Origin of the sequence: Paenibacillus sp. MB22_1 (assembly GCF_047200555.1) — a bacterium.
Taxonomy (GTDB): domain Bacteria; phylum Bacillota; class Bacilli; order Paenibacillales; family Paenibacillaceae; genus Fontibacillus; species Fontibacillus phoenicis.
Genome location: NZ_JBLADV010000002.1, coordinates 805,007 through 825,999, shown reverse-complemented (window position 1 = coordinate 825,999; position 20,993 = coordinate 805,007). Strand labels below are relative to the sequence as shown.

General features: G+C 46.2%; 13 protein-coding genes and 1 pseudogene. 11 read left to right on the top strand and 3 right to left on the bottom strand.

What is annotated here, in order from left to right:
* The first annotated feature begins 64 nt into the window (after nt 1-64).
* The 5 genes from ACL02P_RS15635 (at nt 65) to ACL02P_RS15615 (ending at nt 11,743) form a co-directional block, all read left to right on the top strand.
* A complete protein-coding gene (locus tag ACL02P_RS15635) occupies nt 65-4,030 on the top strand; it encodes an S-layer homology domain-containing protein (RefSeq protein ID WP_412837680.1) in 3,966 nt (1,321 codons plus the stop codon).
* 140 nt (nt 4,031-4,170) lie between these two features.
* On the top strand, nt 4,171-4,512 hold the full coding sequence (locus ACL02P_RS15630; RefSeq protein ID WP_028538158.1) for a hypothetical protein: 342 nt from the start codon (nt 4,171-4,173) through the stop codon (nt 4,510-4,512).
* A gap of 506 nt (nt 4,513-5,018) precedes the next feature.
* A complete protein-coding gene (locus ACL02P_RS15625) occupies nt 5,019-8,072 on the top strand; it encodes an S-layer homology domain-containing protein (protein WP_412837679.1) in 3,054 nt (1,017 codons plus the stop codon).
* 593 nt (nt 8,073-8,665) lie between these two features.
* Nucleotides 8,666-9,958 (top strand): group II intron reverse transcriptase/maturase, encoded by a 1,293-nt coding sequence (gene ltrA / locus ACL02P_RS15620; RefSeq protein ID WP_009226730.1) that lies wholly within the window; start codon nt 8,666-8,668, stop codon nt 9,956-9,958.
* 1,155 nt (nt 9,959-11,113) lie between these two features.
* Nucleotides 11,114-11,743 carry a reverse transcriptase domain-containing protein gene (locus ACL02P_RS15615; RefSeq protein WP_412837678.1) on the top strand — a complete coding sequence of 210 codons (630 nt, stop codon included), beginning with the start codon at nt 11,114-11,116 and terminating at the stop codon, nt 11,741-11,743.
* A gap of 106 nt (nt 11,744-11,849) precedes the next feature.
* Here the strand turns inward: ACL02P_RS15615 and ACL02P_RS15610 are convergent, their stop codons facing one another.
* The 3 genes from ACL02P_RS15610 to ACL02P_RS15600 form a co-directional block, all read right to left on the bottom strand.
* A complete protein-coding gene (locus ACL02P_RS15610) occupies nt 11,850-12,857 on the bottom strand; it encodes a site-specific integrase (RefSeq protein WP_412837677.1) in 1,008 nt (335 codons plus the stop codon).
* Between the two features lie 156 nt (nt 12,858-13,013).
* On the bottom strand, nt 13,014-13,829 hold the full coding sequence (locus tag ACL02P_RS15605; RefSeq protein WP_412837676.1) for a tyrosine-type recombinase/integrase: 816 nt from the start codon (nt 13,827-13,829) through the stop codon (nt 13,014-13,016).
* Nucleotides 13,822-15,057, bottom strand: coding sequence for a tyrosine-type recombinase/integrase (locus ACL02P_RS15600; RefSeq protein ID WP_412837675.1), 1,236 nt, complete (start codon nt 15,055-15,057; stop codon nt 13,822-13,824). Before ACL02P_RS15600 ends, ACL02P_RS15605 begins: the two co-directional genes overlap by 8 nt.
* 153 nt (nt 15,058-15,210) lie before the next feature.
* Here ACL02P_RS15600 and ACL02P_RS15595 point away from each other — a divergent pair.
* The 6 genes and pseudogenes from ACL02P_RS15595 to metK form a co-directional block, all read left to right on the top strand.
* A pseudogene (locus tag ACL02P_RS15595) lies at nt 15,211-15,432 on the top strand (reverse transcriptase domain-containing protein); the annotation flags it as partial.
* Nucleotides 15,433-15,501: 69 nt separating this feature from the next.
* On the top strand, nt 15,502-15,894 hold the full coding sequence (locus ACL02P_RS15590) for a group II intron maturase-specific domain-containing protein (protein WP_412838254.1): 393 nt from the start codon (nt 15,502-15,504) through the stop codon (nt 15,892-15,894).
* 175 nt (nt 15,895-16,069) lie between these two features.
* Nucleotides 16,070-18,571 carry a hypothetical protein gene (locus ACL02P_RS15585; RefSeq protein ID WP_412837674.1) on the top strand — a complete coding sequence of 834 codons (2,502 nt, stop codon included), beginning with the start codon at nt 16,070-16,072 and terminating at the stop codon, nt 18,569-18,571.
* A 100-nt stretch (nt 18,572-18,671) separates the two neighbouring features.
* A complete protein-coding gene (locus ACL02P_RS15580; RefSeq protein ID WP_316009570.1) occupies nt 18,672-19,178 on the top strand; it encodes a hypothetical protein in 507 nt (168 codons plus the stop codon).
* 128 nt (nt 19,179-19,306) lie between these two features.
* Nucleotides 19,307-19,579: an alpha/beta-type small acid-soluble spore protein gene (locus ACL02P_RS15575; protein ID WP_127576576.1), complete on the top strand. Its 273-nt coding sequence runs from the start codon at nt 19,307-19,309 to the stop codon at nt 19,577-19,579.
* Nucleotides 19,580-19,754: 175 nt separating this feature from the next.
* Nucleotides 19,755-20,957, top strand: coding sequence for a methionine adenosyltransferase (gene metK / locus ACL02P_RS15570; RefSeq protein WP_028538154.1), 1,203 nt, complete (start codon nt 19,755-19,757; stop codon nt 20,955-20,957).
* The last annotated feature ends 36 nt before the right edge of the window (nt 20,958-20,993 follow it).

The following is a 20,993-nucleotide window of genomic DNA, read 5'->3' as shown; positions in this document are numbered from 1 at the left end:
CAGTCCCTGCAGAACTTTGACGGGGACATCAACACACACTACACGACAAAGGAGAGATTAATCCATGCAACGCTTGAAGAAGCCCTTCATATGGTTGATGCTTACAGCATTGATCATCACATTGTTGCCATTGGGGTTCGTTCCTACGGCCAATGCTGCTCAGGGCAACTATTTTATTCCGGATGACTTAACTCTGAGAAATACGACTACGTTAACACTCACTCCCGGTCCAGACCAAGTCGCTCGGGATAGCCGAATGTATACAACAACGCTTCCTACGATGACTTTTACCGGTACTTATTCTCAGGTTACTGAGGACTCCCTAAAGGTTAAAGTTGAACGTTTGACCTTTAAAGTTACAAATCAGGCTACGGGTGAGGGGGTCTGGGAGACAGATAGCTCCCAATTTAAGAACGGGAACATCTCTCGAGATACTTCGTCCTCTTTTCAGGATAAATTTAAAGTTACCAACTTGCCGTTATTCCCGGGGTTTAACCGGATCACGTTGTCGGGTTCCCAAAATGGGATAACACGCGAATCTACTTTCTATGCTTTATTTGATCAAGTTCCTTACGTACAAGATTTGAAATTGTTAGGATCCAGTTATGGAACCATTTACTTAAACGAGGGTTCGGAGGTTGTTGCAGATAAAGAAAACGTCTCGATCTCCGGTGAAGTGAAGAACGCGACGGAAGTAACCGTTAGTGTGAATGGGGGCACGGGTTTAGTCACTACATTAACACAAACGGGCAAATTCTTTTCGCCGGCCCTAAATTTGAAACCGGGCCTTAACAAAATCACGATTACTGTTAAAAGCGGCGCGGATTCTGTTACAATTGAGCGCTCCGTTTATTACTTTGATAAAAATAAACCGTTCGATACGATTGCCGTCCAGTATAACGGTGCTGAATATGATGTGAACAATAAAGTGGCAACCATCACAGAAGCCACAACACCGGCACTGCCTGTGTCTGGAACACTCAAGTTCTCGATGTTATTAAATGATACTGGTAATGCCTTTGGTGCATCGCAAGGTGCTGGAAAAGGCAATGTGACACTGACGGATTTCTTCAACACGACAAATCCACCGTTCACGGCATTTACTGCCACAGAAACGGAAATTCCTGCACCAGACGGTGTATCCCGTGCATACAGATTAGTTGAAGTTAGTGTGCCATTCACCTTTGGAAGTGGGGACCAAAAATTTAATCTTAGTGTTCAATATGATGGAACTTATTCGGCGTCTCTGAATATCAACTTTAAATACCTTCCAGGCGAGATTGGTGTTACCGGATTGAAATATATGAAGGACAGTTCAACGCCGCCAGTCAACATCAATGATCTTCCAGATTTGGATGGTACTCAAGCCGATAAAGATAATTTTTACATTTTGGTTACGGCAGACCAAGCGTTTAACAGTAGTGATCTTAAAGCAGTCTACTTGCCAAGAGGGACTACTGGACCAACAATTACTCCTGTAACTACGGGGACAGCAACACAGCATGTTTTCCAAATCACAGGATTTTCCAGTGGTACGCAACAAGTGAAATTTAGCATTGGTACCTCCAGTGCATCCAAAATTGCTACTATTACGTATGCAACGAAAAACTACATCTATGTTGAAGGCTTGTATGATGGTCAAACGATTTCGGTAGATTCAAGTAAAGCGAACCTTTACGTAGATATTAATGGGGAGTACCGCGACTTTGAAAACCTGTCAAATCCACAGTTTTTTGTGAATGGGGTTTCTAATGATAAGTTGACGCCTCCTATTGCCTTTAATCCAACGACGGCTGCGCCTACTTTCTCGATTCAACTGCCGATCGATGTTAACGGCCCCTTGTATTATGGTGAGAACCGTATTAAATTCAGCGGGGTATCCATGGATGGTAAGGGGAATTCCAGAACGGTTGTTAAAGAGTTGAGACTGTACATTCTGGACACAAATGTCTCGAACATCACTGTATTCCGTCCGAAGATTTTTGATCCTGCAGTAACGTTTACAGGTCTGGATCTGAATGATACGAGCGGAGCTAACACACAGCTGACCCAAATCCTTGCGGGCTCGCCTGAGTTTAAGTTGGTTGGAGAGATTTATGAAACTAGCGCCAAGAATTATGATCTGATCATTCAAGGGGCAGGAGCCAAAATTATTAACTTAATGCGGGGCTCCGAGAGCGTCTTTAATTCCCAAACAGATGCACCTACTGCGGATCTGACTTCAACGGCGATGACAAGCACTCAAATTATTACAGGAACCATTGTTCGGAGCGGTAAACCGGACGTTGGTTATGATATGGCTGTATTTAACGGCAAGTTTGTATTGAGAATTAAGGATATTGCACTGGATTCGTTGGGAAGTCAGGTATATAATCTGGAGCTTATCAATTCTACGGGAGCCCGGACTTTGCAAAGGCTGGAGATTTCTCGCGTATTGGCACCATATCGGATTCTATCTCCTGTCCCGACGGTAGGTGATCAGATCATCGTTAACAAGAACTTTGTTCGGTTCGATATTGAGGCTGAAGGTGCAACCCGAGTCATTATTGATAAAGGGGAAGCCATTCGTCGTACGGACCTGCCTGAAAATGCACCGGCAAGATTTATCTATGATTTTGTAGGGCTCAAACCGGATAAGACGACCAAGATCAAAATTCAAATTATACGTGGAACCGAAACGCTTAATGACACTATAGAGGTTTATTATACGAGTGCTGTTGCTGTGGATTCGCAGTATATGACGGAGAAACCGGCCACGAAGTATTCGGCGTTTAATAAAGCGTTGGAGTTAACTTTCCCTAAAGGTACCGTATTAAAAACAGCAAATGTACCTGAGGGTAGCGTAACTAAATTTTATCCGGACAATAAGTTGTTATTTGGGATTGCAGATCCTAAGAACGGGATCTTGGAGCGCCGGAACGATTACGGAAACTTCTTTAACATTGATAAGGACGAAAGAACACCAAATGGCTTAGCAACCTTGACTTTGCCAGAGGACTTGTCCGAGTTGTTCAACTCAACGGCCAAAACAAGCAATTTCACTAGAGTTTCTGATGTTTACTGGATTAACGGTGGTTACGGCGAGTATGGAAGCGGAGATTCGTATAAGCCGGCGACAAATGGTTTGCCGCCATATTCGATTTTGCCGCAGTACTCCGATTCCCAAAACTTCCGGGATCTCTTGCTACGAGAACCAGAAAGAAAGCTTGTACCTTCCCAACGCGGCACGTTGAAGCTAGCCTTCAACAAGAGCGTCGTGGATGAGGCAGGAACTACGGTAACGGTATTCCGATTCACCGAAAATTCGGAATGGGAGAATATCGGCGGGACTGTCGATACAAAGAACAATACCATTACCGTGCCTTTTGATGATTTTGGCTACTATGTTGTCATGAAGCAAAGCCGTGGATTCAGCGATATCACGAACCATCCATGGGCACGGAATATGCTGAATGCTCTGTATTCGAAGGGAATTATGGCAAATCTGCAGCCGAATACGTTCGGAGCCGACGATCTGACGACTCGCGGGGAATTTGCTACATTGCTGGTCAAAGGCCTTAATATCCCATTGAATTATGACAATAAAGTTCAAACTTATTTTGACGTTGTACCAAATGCCAAAACAGATACCTGGGAGTTCAAGTATATTGAAACGGCCTCCCGTGCAGGGATCATTACAGGTATTACTGAAGGATACTTTGGGGTTGAGGAGCCGATCACGAGAGAACAGGCAGCCATGATGATTGCTCGTGCACTCAAACTGAAGCTTCCGGCTAATGATAGTAAGTTGAATGCAACGTTGGCTAAGCAATTCCTGGATTCGGGAAGAATTGATCCTTATGCACGTCCAGCCGTGCAAGCTGTTTACAAAGCGAAAATCATGGATGGACAAAGTGTTACGACGGCAGGCAGCAAGAAAGCATCCGTCAATTTCAATCCAAAAAACAACATGACGAGAGCTGAGGCAGGGAAAGTTGCGGTTGAACTTTTGAAGAAAAGCTCGTCTATCTTCCCTAAAAACCTAAGCTAATAGGCGTTCAATGACTGGAGGCGGCCAAGGTTAACCAAGGCCGTCTCTTTATTTCCAATTACATCTTTTTGTGTTTTCCAGAGCTTTACGTTAAAATAAGCAGAGTAATAGACAATTTGCAAAAGGGTGAACTTGAACAGATGAAACCGATCCTATCGAAACCGCAGTTGGGTTATTCCAAAGCTAAGCGCAAATTTGAGGATAGATCCAAAGTATTGGAGAAGCGCATTGAAGAAACGGCTAAGCTTCAAGAAGTAACCCAAGAGGTTATGGAGAGCCTTGTAATTGAGACGGGCTTCCATGACGCATTCACCGAGCTGCGTGCAGCCGAAAACGAACTGATTGAATGGTCTCATAACACGATGAAGCATGAGAAGACATACAAAGATAACAAAAAAGCCATCGACGAGATGTATGAGAAACTGAATACCGATCCGCAAATGCGGGCTCGTATTATCCAATTGGCCATGAGAGTAAGGTAACTTGCGGCCGCTTGGGTACGAGATTTACCCATAAGGCGTCCAAAATTGGACGTCTTATTTGTCGTGCGCTCACATACAATGGAGATAGCGCGAAAATGGGAAAAGTTGCTTAATGACTGACATATTTCGGCATGTTATACTAATTTCCGTCAGGCGGTAAGGGAGTAAAAAAGGCGTAACTAAGGGGAATCTTAGAAAAGTTACAATCTCGCAATTTTTTTTAAATCCCCCGCAACTTTTTGAAACCTGCTGCGTTTAAGATGTAGAGCATTGGCAATGGCGACTGTTTTAGACATGGCAAGGTCTCCCTCATAGGGAAACTTGTCTATCTATTAGAAAAATTAGCTTTACGGCTCTAGGGACCCATTGTATAATGTTTAGGTAGGATTAGGAAACTAGTCTATTTCTACATTCTATTCATTCTCGTTTACAAGTTTCTGCAGTTCTGCTGCAGACCTAATTTATAGGAAACCTGCTCAAGCTCTGGAAAGGGGGTGCAATGGCTAATGAGTAACACGAGCTATTCATTTAAAGAAAATTCTCATGTGATAGTTAATCAAGGAGGAGAAAAAAAGGTTATGAAGAAAATTTTGTCCGTAGCTTTGTCTACAGCAATGGCATTCTCCATGTTTGCTTCCGTAGCATTCGGTGCTGATGCCAAACTGACTCCAGAGCAACAATTTAACGCTCTGAAAGAAGCAGGTATCGTATCTGGCTTCCCAGACGGCCTGTCCCACTTGGAAAGAACGTTGACTCGCGCTGAACTCGCGAAAATCATCGTTAACTCCCTGAGCCTGGAACCAGTTGACGCTACTTCTTACAACGATAAGAACTATGCGAACCACTGGGGCCGTCCTTACATTGAAGCTGCTACACAAGCTGGCATCCTCAATGGTAAAGACGCAGTTAAGAAACTGTTCGATCCGAACGGCGCAGTAACTGTACAAGAACTGGCTAAAGTTCTGGTAACTGCTCTGAAACTGGAAGTTCCTGCTGACGCAAACAACACAGCATCCGCATGGGCTAAAGGTTATGTAGCAGCAGCTGTTAACGCTGGTTACCTGGCTGACGGCATCAACTACCAAGCTCAAGCGACTCGCTCCCAAGCAGTTGTAGCAGCATACGCTATCTACGAAGCTGCTCAAGTTCCAACAGTTAAATCCTACAACGTTGTAGACAGCAAGAACGTTGAGTTCACGCTTTCTAACGGCGAAGTAGTGAAAGTAGCACTGGAAAAAGCTTTGGAACCAAACAAAGCAACTGAAGTTACTTTCAAAACTGCTGACGGTAAGGAAATCAAAACTACAGTAACTTGGGTTGTAACGGCAGCTCAAAAAATCGTTTCTGCTTCCGCATCTAACTATAAAGAAGTGGTAGTTGAATTTGATGGCGAGGTTGATGCTGCAAGCGCAACAGCTATTGAAAACTACAAAATTGACGGTGTGACTTTTGACAGTGCTTCTTTGTCCAGTGACAAGAAAACTGTTACTTTGCTGATTGCTGAAAGCAGCGCAAACCTGTCTCAACAAAATGAAACAACTTTGAAAGTTAGCAATGTTAAAAACAGTGATAAGTCTAAAACTTTGAGCGGTGAAGTGAAGTTCAAAGCGGTAGACGTTACTCTTCCTGAAGCAACAAAGGTTGAGGCTTTGGGTACTAAGGCTTTCAAAGTGACTTTCTCTGAGCCTGTTACAGCAGCTTCTGTAAGTGCTACTTCGCATTTCCGTGTGGATGATAAAGCGATCGCTGGATATGTAACTTTCTCTTACCCGAACGTTGCTATTATCACTACGGATCTTGCTGTTGGTACACATACTTTGAAGATTAGCGATGTAGTTGATTTCGCTGGATTCAAAGTAGCAGATAAAACTTATGATTTCACTGTTGCAGAAGACAATGCAGCTCCTGAAGTTACATCTGTTAAAACTACAGATGTGAAAAAAGTTGAAATCGAGTTGAATGAACCTGTTAAATCTGTCTCCAAGGTGTACCACACTTCTTCCGGTAAAACTGGTGTTGCAGAAGTAAAAGACAACAAAATCATTGTTGACTTTACTGCTAATCCGCTTAGCCTGGGAGAAAACACCATTTATTTGCAATCTGTAACTGACTACAGCAATAACTCTGCTGATCGTGAAGTGAAAGTAACACCTCAATTGGATACTACTCGTCCTGAAGTTGTTTCCGTTAAGGTGGAATCGGCTTCTTCCAACAACAATAAATTTACAGTTGAGTACTCCAAAGATGTTCTGTCTACAGATGCCGAAAATCCAGACAACTATGTTCTGAAGAATAGTAAGGGTGAAGTTGTTACTGGCAAAGGTTTCTCCAGCAAAGGTCATCCGTACAGTGTTAAGTTTGTTCGCGATGGTAGCAGAATCGTTGGTAACAAAGTAGAGTTCTATTCTATCGGTGCGCTTAGCGAGGGGACATACACTTTGGAAATTTCGGGTATCCGCGATACTTCGACAATTGCAAACACGTTGTACCCTTACAGCACAACTGTAACTGTTAGCGATGTATCTAAACCGGAAGTTGCAGCTAGCTGGTATGAAGAAATTCAATCTGGCGGCAAGTACACTCTGGAAGTGTTTATTCAGTTCTCTAAGAACATCGCAGTTGAGGGAACTGGTACAGCAATCGATGTGAACAAATATAACTATGATATTGTTGCGACAGGTGTTACTACTGCTAACACTCCGATCCCAACAAATTCTAAAGTTGAACTCGTAAATGCTAATACAGTTCGCATCACGTTCCCTGCGAAAGATACAACATATTTCCCTACTGGTACTCCGCGCCTTAACCTTCGTGTTACGAATGTAGCGGATACACAAGGTAACTACATTGCTAATAACTTCTACACAATTCAAGACGTTAAGAGTAAGGCAACTTCTCAAATCACTTTGAATAAAGTAGAAGTTACGGCTAAAGACGTTGTTAAAGCAACATTTAATGGTATTCTCTCCTACGTATATGCAGATGACTTCAAATTGACTGATGGTACTACAGATATTGGTCTGCAATTTGTTTCGCAGGAGTATGATGGATCTAAGACAATTGTTACTTTCAAACCAGTTGATGATCTGTCTACTGATCCTACCGACTTTGACTTTGTTGTAAGTGCAACTACACCAAGATCCGTGAATGCTTATGGAATTTCTGTTCTGTCTGGCGACACTGTTACTTTGACAGACAAAGTTGCTCCTGAGTACGTAGCAAACAGCTTCACTGGTGCTGATGCAACGGGTACTACAGGTCGATACACTGCAACATTGAAGTTCTCTGAAGATCTGGGCCCAGTACTCAATGTTCCTGGGGCATTCAGTGTATACGTTAACGGTGTCAAGGCTACAGTTAATAGCATCGCAAATCATGCAACAGATGCTGACAAATTGGTAATTACATTTACAACAGATGGCTCTGTTGTAATCAATTCTAATGATCTTGTTGAAATCTACCTGAATGAGTCTGTTAACACGGCTGCAAAAGCTGTAACCGACGCTTCGGCAGGTAAAAACGCTGTTACTTCTGTATCTGTATCCAAACGTCAACCATAATAACATATGTGGTAATTGCTATTTATGGGAAAGAGAGGTTGCCATTAAGGCAACCTCTCTTTTTAGTGTGGCGTGCCCAGCTAAGCACGCATCGTCTAGCCGGTGAAAGTCCGGTCGCGGGAAGGGCCAAGCCCCCGCGTAGCTAGGATACCTACGTATGGCGAAATCTGTACGTAGAAGCGTATCGACGAAAGTACCTGTCAGAGGCAGGGCGAGCAACATACCAGGCCGTAACATGAAAGTGAATCCTGCCGCGTCGTCAAAAAGGCCTCGCAAGAGGGAAAAGAGGAAGCCGAGTCCCGCGTACATGGACGAAGGCCATGGAAGCTGCCTAGAACTTGGAGCGGCAGTGAAGAATCCTCCGGCGTAGAGGGAACGGCATGGTATGAAAGAGGATGCAGTGAACTGGGGAGGCCCTCCCCTGCACGGTCGCAGAAACCGTAAAGAGGCCTTCTATAAGCCCCAGAGGTGAAGTGAACGGTCTGCAGGAAGGGAGTCCGAGGGGCTCATAGTACCGTGGAACGCAGGACAACACAACCTGCGGGAGGGAAGGAGCCCTGCTTTGTTCAAGTTTCTTGAGGAGGTACGAGTCAGTGAATGCCAAACGGCTAACAACACCAGAGGAAAACGTTCAAGAACTCCAAGGGAAACTCGGTCATGCGGCCAAGGAGAACAAGAAGCGAAGATTTCACGCGCTGTACGACAAGGTCTATCGGGTAGACATCTTATGGGAAGCGTGGCGAAGGGTACGAGCCAACGAGGGCTCGGCAGGAGTGGATGGAGAGACGTTGGCAGACATCGAGAAACAGGGAGAAATGCGTTTTGTGCTTGAATGTCAACGGCTACTGAAAGAAGGGAAGTACCATCCACAACCCGTTAGACGCCACTACATCCCGAAGAAAGATGGCAAACTGCGACCGCTGGGGATCCCGACGGTGAGAGACCGCGTCATCCAGATGGCGACCAAACTCGTCATGGAACCCATTTTCGAGGCGGATTTTCAGGACACGTCTTTCGGTTTTCGGCCTAAGCGGAGCGCGAAACAGGCGTTGGAGCGAATCCGGAAAGCATGCAACCGCAAAGGAAATTGGGTGGTCGACGTCGACATCCAAGGCTACTTCGACAACATCAATCAGGAGAAACTGATGAAGCTGATCGAAATGCGGATCAGTGACAGGCGAATCTTGAAGTTGGTGAGGAAGTGGTTAGGTGCGGGAGTGATGGAAGAAGGAAACATCCGACGCTCAGACTTGGGTACACCGCAAGGGGGAGTGATCTCACCACTGCTGGCGAACATCTACCTGAATTACTTTGATCTTCTGTGGGAACGACATGGCGGTAAGCTTGGGGAACTGACGCGTTATGCAGATGATCTGGTGATCATCTGCAAGACGAAGAAGGACGCACAGCGGGCCTATGAACTCATACGAGCGATTATGGAACGCCTGGAATTAACCCTGCACCCCACGAAAACGCGCATCGTTGGACTTTGGACTGGGGAAGAAGGCTTCGATTTTCTGGGCATGCATCATCGAAAGACGAAGGCCGAAACATCCAAAGGCCAAGTGTACTACACAACCCAGCAGTGGTTGTGCCGGAAGGCGGAAGAGCGAATACGGGAAGGGGTAAAAGAGCGATTAGCTCCGCCAGGTATGCGACGCCTGAGTTTCGAAGAGCACGTGGAGTACCTGAATCCAAAGATTCAAGGCTGGCGCAATTACTACTACACAGCTTACAGCCAGAGGAAGATGGCGAAGTTGGATTGGTATATCCGGCAGCGGTTTGCGAAGTGGTATGCTAAGAAACACAAACGCAGACGATGGTTGAGTTCGCTGCGCGAAGTGAAGTCTTTGTCTATTCAATATGGACTTAAAACGCTCTTGTAATCTGCATGCTCATGATGACGAACATCGGAAAGCCGTATGAGGGAAAACCTCACGTACGGTTTGATGAGGAGGGGCTGGGCCCCGCCCAGCCTTTCACTCTAGCCACGCATGGCGATTAACTAGGTGGTGAAAGTCCACTGTGGGGGTTTGTAGTTACCAACCACTAGCCAAGAGCAAGGGTGTCCACCGCGAGGTGGAATCCAAAGGAAGCTGGAGGCAAACTTCCGGCCCAAGGAACACGAACATCATCAGGCATAGGATACGGGATGAGTCTGCTAAACAAGACGAAGTCCAATTAACTACACGGACGTACCAATGTAAATGATGTGGGTATATGGAAGGAAAGTGAATCGTCTTACCGTGGGAGGTCTCATGGACGTGAGGAGATGCACTTCGAATCACGGTTGAAACAAGATTTATCATGAGAAGTCAGCAGAGGCCATAGTGCGTGCGTGGCAGCACGATCATCAGGCGGGTTCAAGTCCCGCTGAGCCTCGGACTAGGGGGCTCATATCCAAACCCGGGGGTAACGCCTCGGGGGCCGGCAAATTAGCTTTGCCGGAAGGCAGGGCGTCTGCCGCGAGGCAGAGTCTGAAGGGCTTGAGGAGAAGTACCAGGCCGTAGTGAAACGGGGCTACCCGAATTGCGAACCGGTCGGCCAAAGATGGGGCAAGGTCGAGTCTGCACTATGGAGACGAAGGCGTTCTAGTCCACCCATCGCACCAAGGTGTGTGCGGGCGGCATGGTACGGAAGATGACGATGTGACCCACGGAGATCTCGTCATGTCTGAAACAAATGCACTTTCAGGACGAGTGGGTAAATAAAGTCGAAGCGGTCGTGCCGCGCCCGCCGCTTCCAAAGAACGCGCGGCAGTTTCAGTAACGGATGCTATAAGGAAACCCCGAAGTGCATACCGGAAGCATGGCGAGAAGTCGGAGAGCTGCGTATTACTTTGGAACGGACGAACAACAGAAACGTCCGGATCAGCCGCTCTGGTGCGGTTGGCTTCTGCTCGCTCAAAAGGAGAGTCAGAAGGGGAAGGCGGCTCGCTTTATGGAGACCGGAACTGGAGTGCGTTTCGCAAGTAGGCGGCAAGAGACGGACAGTTCCCTTTGTGAAAGACCCATAACTTGCAGGCGGAGGATACGAAACGCATGAAAGCAGAAGGCACAGAACGGAAGGTTCATTCATTAATCGACAAAGTGTATCACCGAACAAACTTGGAGATGGCATGGGAGTCGGTGAGAGCAAACGGAGGCAGTGGGGGCATCGACAAGGTCGCCATCCCGGCATTTGAAGCAGTAGCCGAGATGGAGTTGGAACGCCTGCACGAAGAACTGAAACAGGGGACGTACCGACCGATGCCGGTCAGACGGATTCTCATCCCCAAGAAAGGGAAACCGGGTGAAAAGCGACCGCTGGGCATTCCGGCGATACGGGACAGGGTATGTCAACAGGCTTTGAAAAACAGGCTGGAGCCTATCTTCGAACCTCTGTTCAGCGAGTGCAGCTTCGGATACCGACCGGGTAGATCGACACATCAAGCGATGCGGAAGATTTATAGCGAACTCATGGATGGATGCGAATGGATCGTGGACGCGGACTTGCGGGATTTCTTCGGGACGGTCCATCACGAACCGCTCATCGATATGATTGCGGAGCAAGTCAGCGACGGCAGAATCCTCAAACTAATCAGGCAAATGCTCGAAGCCGGGTATATGGAAAGCGGAAAGAAATACGCTACGCCAAGCGGAACACCGCAAGGCGGCTTATGCAAAGCTTAGCATAACCCTCCTTATGAGAAGTAACTCATTATGCAAAGTAAATTGCTAGAACCCTTGTAACCTAAATGATCCTAGTCCAATTTACTTTGCATAATATCGATTTTGGTTAGAGACTGGAAAGCCAGTTTATGAGATCTTCATCTTGGTTCCATTGCGGCAGTCCCTCCGAAACCATGTTCGGATAGGCCTGCTCCAATGCCTTTCGTTTCAACTCCGTATCCGCACGCGCATAAACCTCCGTTGTTGCAATATCGACATGCCCAAGCAGATCCCGGATGTAGATTAAATTAACGCCGGCCTGTAGTAGATGCATTGCTTTCGTGTGCCTCAAAACGTGCGGAGTCACTTTTTCAGGAATGGCTGAAGATACGGTACGCGCAAGGGAAACGTATTTATTCAAAATAAATGCCACGCCTTCTCGCGTCATTTTCCTTCGCTGTCGGTTACAAAATAACGGCCGATCCTGCTTGCCGTTCTGGAGCAAATGGTTTTCGGTCATGTACTGTCTGAGCACCGCCTCCGTGTTAGACATAAGAGGAACATGCCTTGTTTTCTGTCCTTTACCAGTAAGGCTTAGAACCGGAGGTGGGTCTAAACGAACGTCCCGAACACGAAGATCAACTAATTCCTGAACCCTTGCCCCCGTATCGTACAAGACGGATAGCAGTGTCGCATCCCTTCGACCTCCGGACGTTGTTAGGTCTGGCTGCGCCAGTATGAGTTGCAATGCGTCCGGTGTAAGGTGGTTCACTATCGGCTTCGGTGCCTTTTTCATCGGAATGGCAAGGATCTTTTGGTAAGTGACTAAACCGACAGGATGCTCCGTCTGAACGTAACGAAAAAACGCATGAACGCAAGCTAGACGTTGGTTTCGCGTAGAGATGCCGTTTTTTCTTTCCTCTTCGAGCCACTTTAGAAAGGCGAGTATGAGTGTCTCGTCTACTTGTGCAAAAGTGAGTCGTTCGATCGAGAGACCGCTCTGTTTGCAGTAGGTGAGAAACAACTTAAACGTGTCACGGTAAGAAGAAATCGTATTAGGACTCACGTTCCGTTGCCCAGGAAGATAAGCAGATAAATATTGGGATAAAGCTTTGGCAAAGTCAGTCGGCTTCAAAACCCTCGCCTCCCATGGCGGGGATCACGTGACCGAAGACATGTTCCACCTTTGCTGTAATATCCGGATATAGCTCTGCGGTAAGCCGCAAATATTGGGATGTGTCGCTGAATGAATGGTGTCCCAAGTAAGTTTTAAGGATAGGCAGATAAGCGGTTAGATCCTTTCCTTCCAGAACCCATCGGCGCAGGCAATGTACAGCAATGTATGACGGAAGTCGTGGATTCGCGGCCCCTTTCCCCAACCGCCGTGGGAAATTCGGGCCTTCCATAGGAATTTTCTGAAGTTCTTGTACACATTGTTATGGGTGACTGCTTCTCCGTTTGGAGCCGGGAAAAAATATGCTTCGGTACCCGAAAACATGTGAACCTGCTTCACATAGGCACGGCAGCGCTGAAGGAGCTCATGGGAGATAGGGACGAGTCGGTCCTTATTGAACTTCCCATCCAAAATGGTTAGCACACCGCTGTCCAAGTCCACATCCCGCATTTTCAGTTGAAGGGCTTCAGAAATTCGCAGACCGCAACCATAGAGCATACGAAACAAGAGCGGCATAATCCACTGTCTGTTAGGGACTTCGGGACGGTAATGACAAGCGTCTGTCTGTTTAAAAAGCACCGCGAGCTCTTCACTGCTGAAAATGTACGGGATGTATCGGGGCCCCTTTGGCATGATGTTCTTCGGCACTACATAAGCTTGAACGCCAAGACGGCTCATAAACATAGCCAGTTGCCGTACGGCAACAATCCGGTTTTGCTGGGTAGCCTGGGCTTCATTCGGTTGCTTTTGAATCCACGCCTGGACCAGTTCCTTGGATAGATGTGGTTCTGTACAGCCATGCGCCACACAGAACTGATCAAACTTAAAGAGCACCTTCGCACTGCTGTCATACTTGTAGCCAAGCGATTGTTTTTGGCGAATCATAGCTTGGATATGCTCTTGGAAAGGGCTGTGGAAGAAGAATTCAGACATGAAGAAGTACCCCCTCAGGGTTCAACGCGCATTCGCGCAACATGTCTACGTCCACCTTAAAATAAACAGAAGTCGAATCCGAACTGACATGCCCCAGTATGTCCGAAATAACGGATAAAGGCGTATTCTCTTGAAGAAGCTTGCTTGCTAATGTGTGCCGCAAAGAATGCATACCTTTCTTCTTCTGAGGGGAGATCGGAATTTTCGCCAGCCTCATGTATTTAACGATGATCTGGTGTAACCTGTCCTCATCCGCGAAAGGCTCCAATGGCGCAAGATGACGTAAGAATACATAAGGGGATTCTACCTTAGGACGGCCATTCTTGAGATAGTCAATGATCGCCCAGCCGACATCTGGCAGAAGCGGCAAGTTCAGCTCCCTGGAGGTTTTCGACTGTATAAGCGAAATACGATTCTCTTGCCAATTCAGATTCTCCAGTTTCAAGCGTTTGAGATCTATTGTCCGTAGACCTAAGCGTGCAACTAAGAGGATCATGGCGTAATCCCTTTTTCCAGCCGGATTGCCCCTGTCAATCGCTTCGAGCAATTTGGTGACATGGTCTGGCGTCCATACGGACGGAATACGGTTCTGCTTCCTGGCCTTTATGGATGGAATGGTTTCGGTCAGATCTTGCGGGTGAAGTTGGTTGCTGTGAAGGTAACGTAGAAATGACCGTAGCGCACAAAGTTGCTGCTCGACCGTTTTGTAGCTGTATCCAAGCAGGGTATTGATGTAGTCATTCAGATCGCGAGCGGAGATATCTGCACAATTTCGGACGCCTTTGGACTCCAGAAAGCTCAAAAATTTCTCGGCGATCTTTCTGTAATGATCCTGTGTTACCTTTGAATATTCTTTCATTTCGCAGTGTATGACGTAATGATGGAGCCTTTCTTCAAATGTCTTGCTCTGTAGAAGTTTCCTTTGCTTGTAATACCTGCGGAGGATACAGCCGTGTTGCTGAAAATCCCCAAGCATTCTGACCACTCGAAAGACGTTGATGATCGATTGCGTGAGTTTTCCCGTTTTCTCAAGTTCGAGGAAGTTGTACTCACGTTCAAGAAAACGGAGCCCAGCTTCCTCAGTGAATCGAGCGGTTTTTTCTGATTCTAGAAATGTGGCGACTCGTCGCCACATCGACCTGTAATACCTGATCGTTTGCTCGTTGTAATGCAGACGGTAAAGCTCTTTCTCGAGTCGAGCAGTTAATTCCGAAAATGGTACTTCCATGATGCTACCTCCGAATTGTATAGTGAGAAGTTACTTCTCCTACTAAACATTTCGGAATATTATGCAAAGTAATTTTGGTTGAGATCCTTTGCTGGCCTGGATTTGTAGGTTTTACTATGCATAATAAGTTACTTCACATAAGGAGGGAACCTAAGTCCGATTCTCAGCAATATCATGCTGAATGAATTGGACAAGGAACTGGAAGCAAGAGGACATCGATTCGTGCGATACGCAGACGATATGCTCATATTCTGCCGGAGCAGGAGGAGTGCGGAGCGTACCCTGACGAAAATTCTCCCTTACATCGAGAAGAAGTTGTTTCTCAAGGTAAACCGGGAGAAAACGATTGTGGACGATGCGACAAAAGTTAAATTTCTTGGCTTCTCATTCTACCAGAGCAAAGGGGAAACGCGGGTCAGAATCCATCCCAAATCCGTATCCAAGATGAAAGCTAAAGTGAAAGAGCTAACGTCGAGAAGCAACGGAATGGGCAACACCGACCGGGCGCTGAAGCTTAGGCGCTACATCATGGGATGGGTAAATTATTTCAAGCTTGCTGACATGAAACAACTACTCCAAACCACTGATAAATGGATGAGAAGGCGTATCCGAATGGTCTTCTGGAAGCAATGGAAACGAGTGAGGACGAAACTCGAAAGGCTTATATCGCTCGGAATTCATGAACAGAAGGCGTGGGAATACGCAAACACAAGAAAGGGCTATTGGAGAATCTCCAATAGCCCAATCCTCTCGAAGTCCCTCGGTAACAATAGGCTGAAGAACCTCGGATTCCTTTTCTTTTCTGATTATTATCGACAAGTTACTGCGCATTCCTAATGGAACCGCCGTATACCGAACGGTACGTACGGTGGTGTGGGAGGTCGGCTGCCCAATTAATGGGTAGCCTCCTACCCGATTCTCTCCAATGCAGATTTTTCGATTAGAAGTCGAAACATTTCTTGGCAGAATACGTTATATCTTATAAGAAACTTTCTGCATGGGAGGAAATCAATTGAAAAAGATACCAGCTCTGGCAGCAGCACTAGGTGTCACTTTATTACTAACAAGTGCACAAGGAGCTTTTGCAGCTACTGCGACCAAAATATCAAAAACTCCTGTACAGGAGAAAACGGTTGTCCATACCTTAGCTAATTTGAATCCTATTAAAATTGGGAATAAGAGCACAGTTCGGTTAACAGATGTTAATATCCTTACTCAAGATGAAGAAAATATTCTAACCTACACATTAACAATTACAAATGGTGAGGGTAAAACATTGGATCTGTTGGATTACTGGTCCAAAGTTAAAACCACCAGTGGAACGACGTACAGCACATCTCTTATGACTAAGGACAAGTCTAAGAAAACACTTTCTGCAGGATCTTCTACAACTTTGACCTATGTTGCTAAGGTCGGTAAGAATGTCACCATTAGCAACTTGGTGTTCCAGGTGATTAAGTGGGATTTTAACCAGGCAAATTATGAAAGTTTAAAAGGGCAGTTTAAGATCCCTGCTACATATTTAACATCAACACCGTCCAATCAATCGAAGACATTAAAAATGTTCGATACACCAGTTAAGGCAAAGGTAAGCCAATTTGCTTCCTTTACCTCTGGTGATTATAACTATGTCAGCGTAGGGTTAAATCTACAAAACATTGGCTATAACCTGTTCCAAGATCCTAAAATTAAGTTTGTGATCAAAACAGCAAATGGGGCAAGCTATCCGATGTCCGCCGATCCAACCAGCTCGGATTATAAGATTCAACCTCAGGACAATAAGACCTTGAATTTGATGGCTGAAATTCCTAAGAGCATTAAACTCACGAACTTGGAATTGCAACTGATTCAAGAGGATGAAACGTCGAAGCTCAACTTGCCGATTGCGACCATGCAATTACCGAATGCATCAAGTCAAGCCTTAGCCGTTCAACCTAACATCGAGAAGTTTATCGCCTTGGGGAGTGGCAAAATTGCCGTTAAGGTTAGCAGCGTAACGTTGTTGCAGAGCTTTGATGAACATAGTTTATCGATTCGTTTTAACTTTAGAAATACCACAGGAACGACCGTAACCATCCCTAAGTATCAGTTCCAGCTTCAAACCAAGGATGGCTACCGTCTTCCGATCACCACTCAGGTGCCGGACAATTATGTACTTGAGCCTCTTGAAGAGAAGACCATGAACTTAAGCGTAAGCATACCTGCAAATGTGAATGCACAGAATGCGCAGCTCTTTATGAATCTGCCTGTTGCATCGGATTCTAAGGATAACTTTAGTTATCCAGCCGGGATTTTTGCTTTGCCCGAAGTTCAACCTCTTCAGAATATGATTGGCCAAAAACAATTTATTCAGACTCAAAACGGCATTTTAGGCGTCACGCTTAGTTCGATTCAAAGATTGCCGTGGAGTGATGGCGACTTGGTTTCTGCTAAAATCACAATTAACAACACCGGATTTAAAACCATCTTGCTTCCGGAATTGTCAGGACAAGTGAAGCTTGATAGTGCTACCCTTACTACAGGCACAAACTTCATTACCTCACAGAGCGTAGGTTTATTGGGGCCAAATACTTCAACGGATGTTTACGTGGTGACTAAGGTACCAAGTTATTTGAGTTTCAGCCAGTTGCAAATTGCTCTATTGGAGAAGCTGGGTGAAAATAGCACTTCTGAGTGGGTGCAATTTGTCAATGGGGGTTCGTTGCCAGAACTTCCAACCATCGCAACCGGATCAAGCTATAGTTTGGATACTCCTGGGCGTAATGAAGAATTAAGGGTGCTTCGTTCACTTGTTTATAGCGGTACCTCATCCAATCTAGTTTACACTGAGCTGGAAGCCCAAAATAAGGAGGATCGTCAAATCGATCTGTCTCAATTTGCGGGTGCTTTCATAGGATCTGAGGGACAGACATATAAGGCAACGGTGAGCCAGATTGAAACCTCTGCGGGTCCTGGAGAGAAGAGCATCGTGGCATTCTGGGCTAAAGTACCAAGAAACATTTCGACTTCAGATATGAAGTTGGTCGTTGGTGAAGGTATCACAGATAATAAAATGACGCCAATTAAAGGTGAACCAACAGGCTATGTCAACGCAGCTGCGTTGGAGCTTCAGTTAACTACTCCGAGTATCAAAACAAATTTAACTAACTTGGACTTGTTCCCATACTCGTTAACTGTTAAAAATGTAAGAGCCACCTTGACTGGTTCAACTTCTGTGAACGTTGTATTTGATTACAACATGACGAGAAACATGGACTATGCGATTGGTGAATTTGGCCATAAATACTTAATCGAACTCGTCGATTCTTCAGGTCGGGCCTTCGAGAAAGAATTTGTGCCAGAAACTGACCTTAAAGTGACCAATGGTGGAAGTGCAAGCTTCTCTTTTGATGATGCTGCCTTCCAAGATAGAACTTCTGGAAGCTTCCAATTTAATGTGTACGATGTATTCCAGGGACAAAAACTTAAATTAGGCAGCCAAGCCTTTTATTATATCTCTTCTTTATACCGCTAATAGCAATTCGAAACAAGCCCAAATCCGGAGGGATTTGGGCTTGTTCCTTTCTACCAAAACCTCTATCATAGACATAACAGAGTCATAGAGGAGGAACATGATGAAGACGGGTTGGAAAATCGCAACGGCCGTGGTATTGATTGGCGGCAGTGTTTGGGCAGGATCGCTGCTGAATATGCAGGCGGAAGGGGCAGGGACGACGCCAGGAACCGCAGATGACCCCGTGGTTACGAAGAGCTATGTGGATCAAGCGATTCAACAAGCCCTTGGTGGTGGAAGCTCCAGTACACCTAACGCACCATCAACTGGAGATTCTGACAGCAGTTCCAGCAACGAAGGAATTAAAATCGTGGAAGTCAAACCAGGCAAGATCCTTATTGCCTCTGCAGGGGCGGAGTTTATTGTTCGCGCCGGTAAAGCTGTAGTATATAGTGCGGATGCTAATGGTGTCGCAGACCTCACTGACGGGAAGGATATTCCGAACGGTGGAACAGTTACGAACAACCATCTGTTGTCTTTCCCAAGAGAAGGCAGAGGGATTCAAGTTCAAGAAGGCGATACCCACAACCTAACGGTCATGGTACGGGGCGGATACCAAATTAAATAGCCCGAGAATGCCCGGACACGCGGTTGCTTGGAAGGATTGGGCAGCACAGACAATACTTCCTGAGCGTAACGAAGGTAAAGTGAGGCGATGCTACTCCTGAAACCAATTTCTCAGGAGGTGTCTGGATTATGGCAAGAGGTAATCGGAAAATCGTACCGGAAAGTCGTCAAGTCTTACAACAGTGGAAATATGAAATCGCCGCTGAGTTTGGTTTGCCCGTAGGATATGGTGCGACAGGAGCGGGAGCGGATACAGAATTCGCCGGTGAACTGGGGGCCATTGGCAGCGGGCAAACCTATAGTGGAGGCTGGGGACATTTAACTTCCCGCGAAAACGGCTCTGTCGGCGGAGAAATTACGAAACGCCTCATCGCCCATGCTGAACGGAACTTTATCCTATAAATTATTCCACAAAAGTCATGAATTATTTTGACATGACTTGGCAAATGCGATACTATTTGCTTTGAGGATGTTAATCCAACCTTTTCCGATTTGGGAAAGGTTCATTTTTTGATTGGGCTTTATATTGTATTGGATAGACAGGCTGTAGCCATACTATCCAAGGGAGGTTGAAACTATGTCCGTACAAGGGCGACACCTATTTACTTCCGAGTCTGTCACTGAAGGGCACCCGGATAAAATTTGCGACCAAATTTCCGATGCGGTACTTGATGCTTTTTTGGCAAATGACCCTTATGCTCGGGTAGCCTGCGAAGTGTCTGTAGCCACTGGGTTGGTGCTGGTAATCGGGGAGATCAGTACGAAATCCGAGTATGTCGATATTCCAGCGATCGTTCGTAAGACGGTTAAGGAAATCGGCTATACGCGTGCTAAATATGGTTTTGACTACAGTACCTGCGCCGTTCTGACATCGCTGAATGAACAGTCAGCTGATATCGCGCAAGGCGTAAACGCCGCTCTGGAAAGTCGCGACCAAGCTCAAGTCGATAAAGAGACAGAAAATATCGGGGCTGGCGACCAGGGCTTAATGTTCGGGTTTGCTACAAACGAAACACCGGAGTTAATGCCGTTACCGATAGCCCTTTCGCATCGGATTGCACGCCGCCTTTCCGAAGTGCGTAAAGACGGAACGCTAGATTATCTTCGTCCCGACGGTAAAACCCAGGTGACGATTGAATATATTGACGGCAAGCCGAAACGTGTAGACACGATTGTCGTATCTACGCAGCATGCTGAGGAAATTACTTTGGATCAAATTCAAAGAGATATTAAGCAGCATGTTATCCTCCCTGTCGTTCCCGCGGAGCTGCTGGACGGGGATACGAAATATTTTATTAACCCGACAGGGCGTTTTGTTATTGGCGGACCTCAAGGGGATGCCGGCCTAACGGGACGCAAAATCATTGTAGATACGTATGGCGGTTATGCTCGTCATGGCGGCGGGGCTTTCTCGGGGAAAGACCCGACAAAGGTAGACCGATCCGCAGCGTATGCCGCTCGTTACGTAGCGAAAAACCTGGTTGCTGCAGGGCTGGCTGATAAAGTGGAAATCCAATTGGCATATGCGATTGGCGTTGCCAACCCGGTCTCCATCAACGTCGATACGTATGGAACTGGTAAAGTACCGGAAGAGAAGCTGGTGGAGCTCGTGCGGGAGAACTTCGACCTGCGCCCAGCGGGAATCATTCGTATGCTGGATCTGCGTCGCCCGATTTATCGTCAAACTGCTGCTTATGGTCATTTTGGCCGTACGGACATCGATCTGCCCTGGGAAAGAGTGGACAAGGCCGAGTTGTTGAAGGCACAAGCAGGGCTGTAATTGTATATTGTTTAAGACAAGGATATTCATCTATTT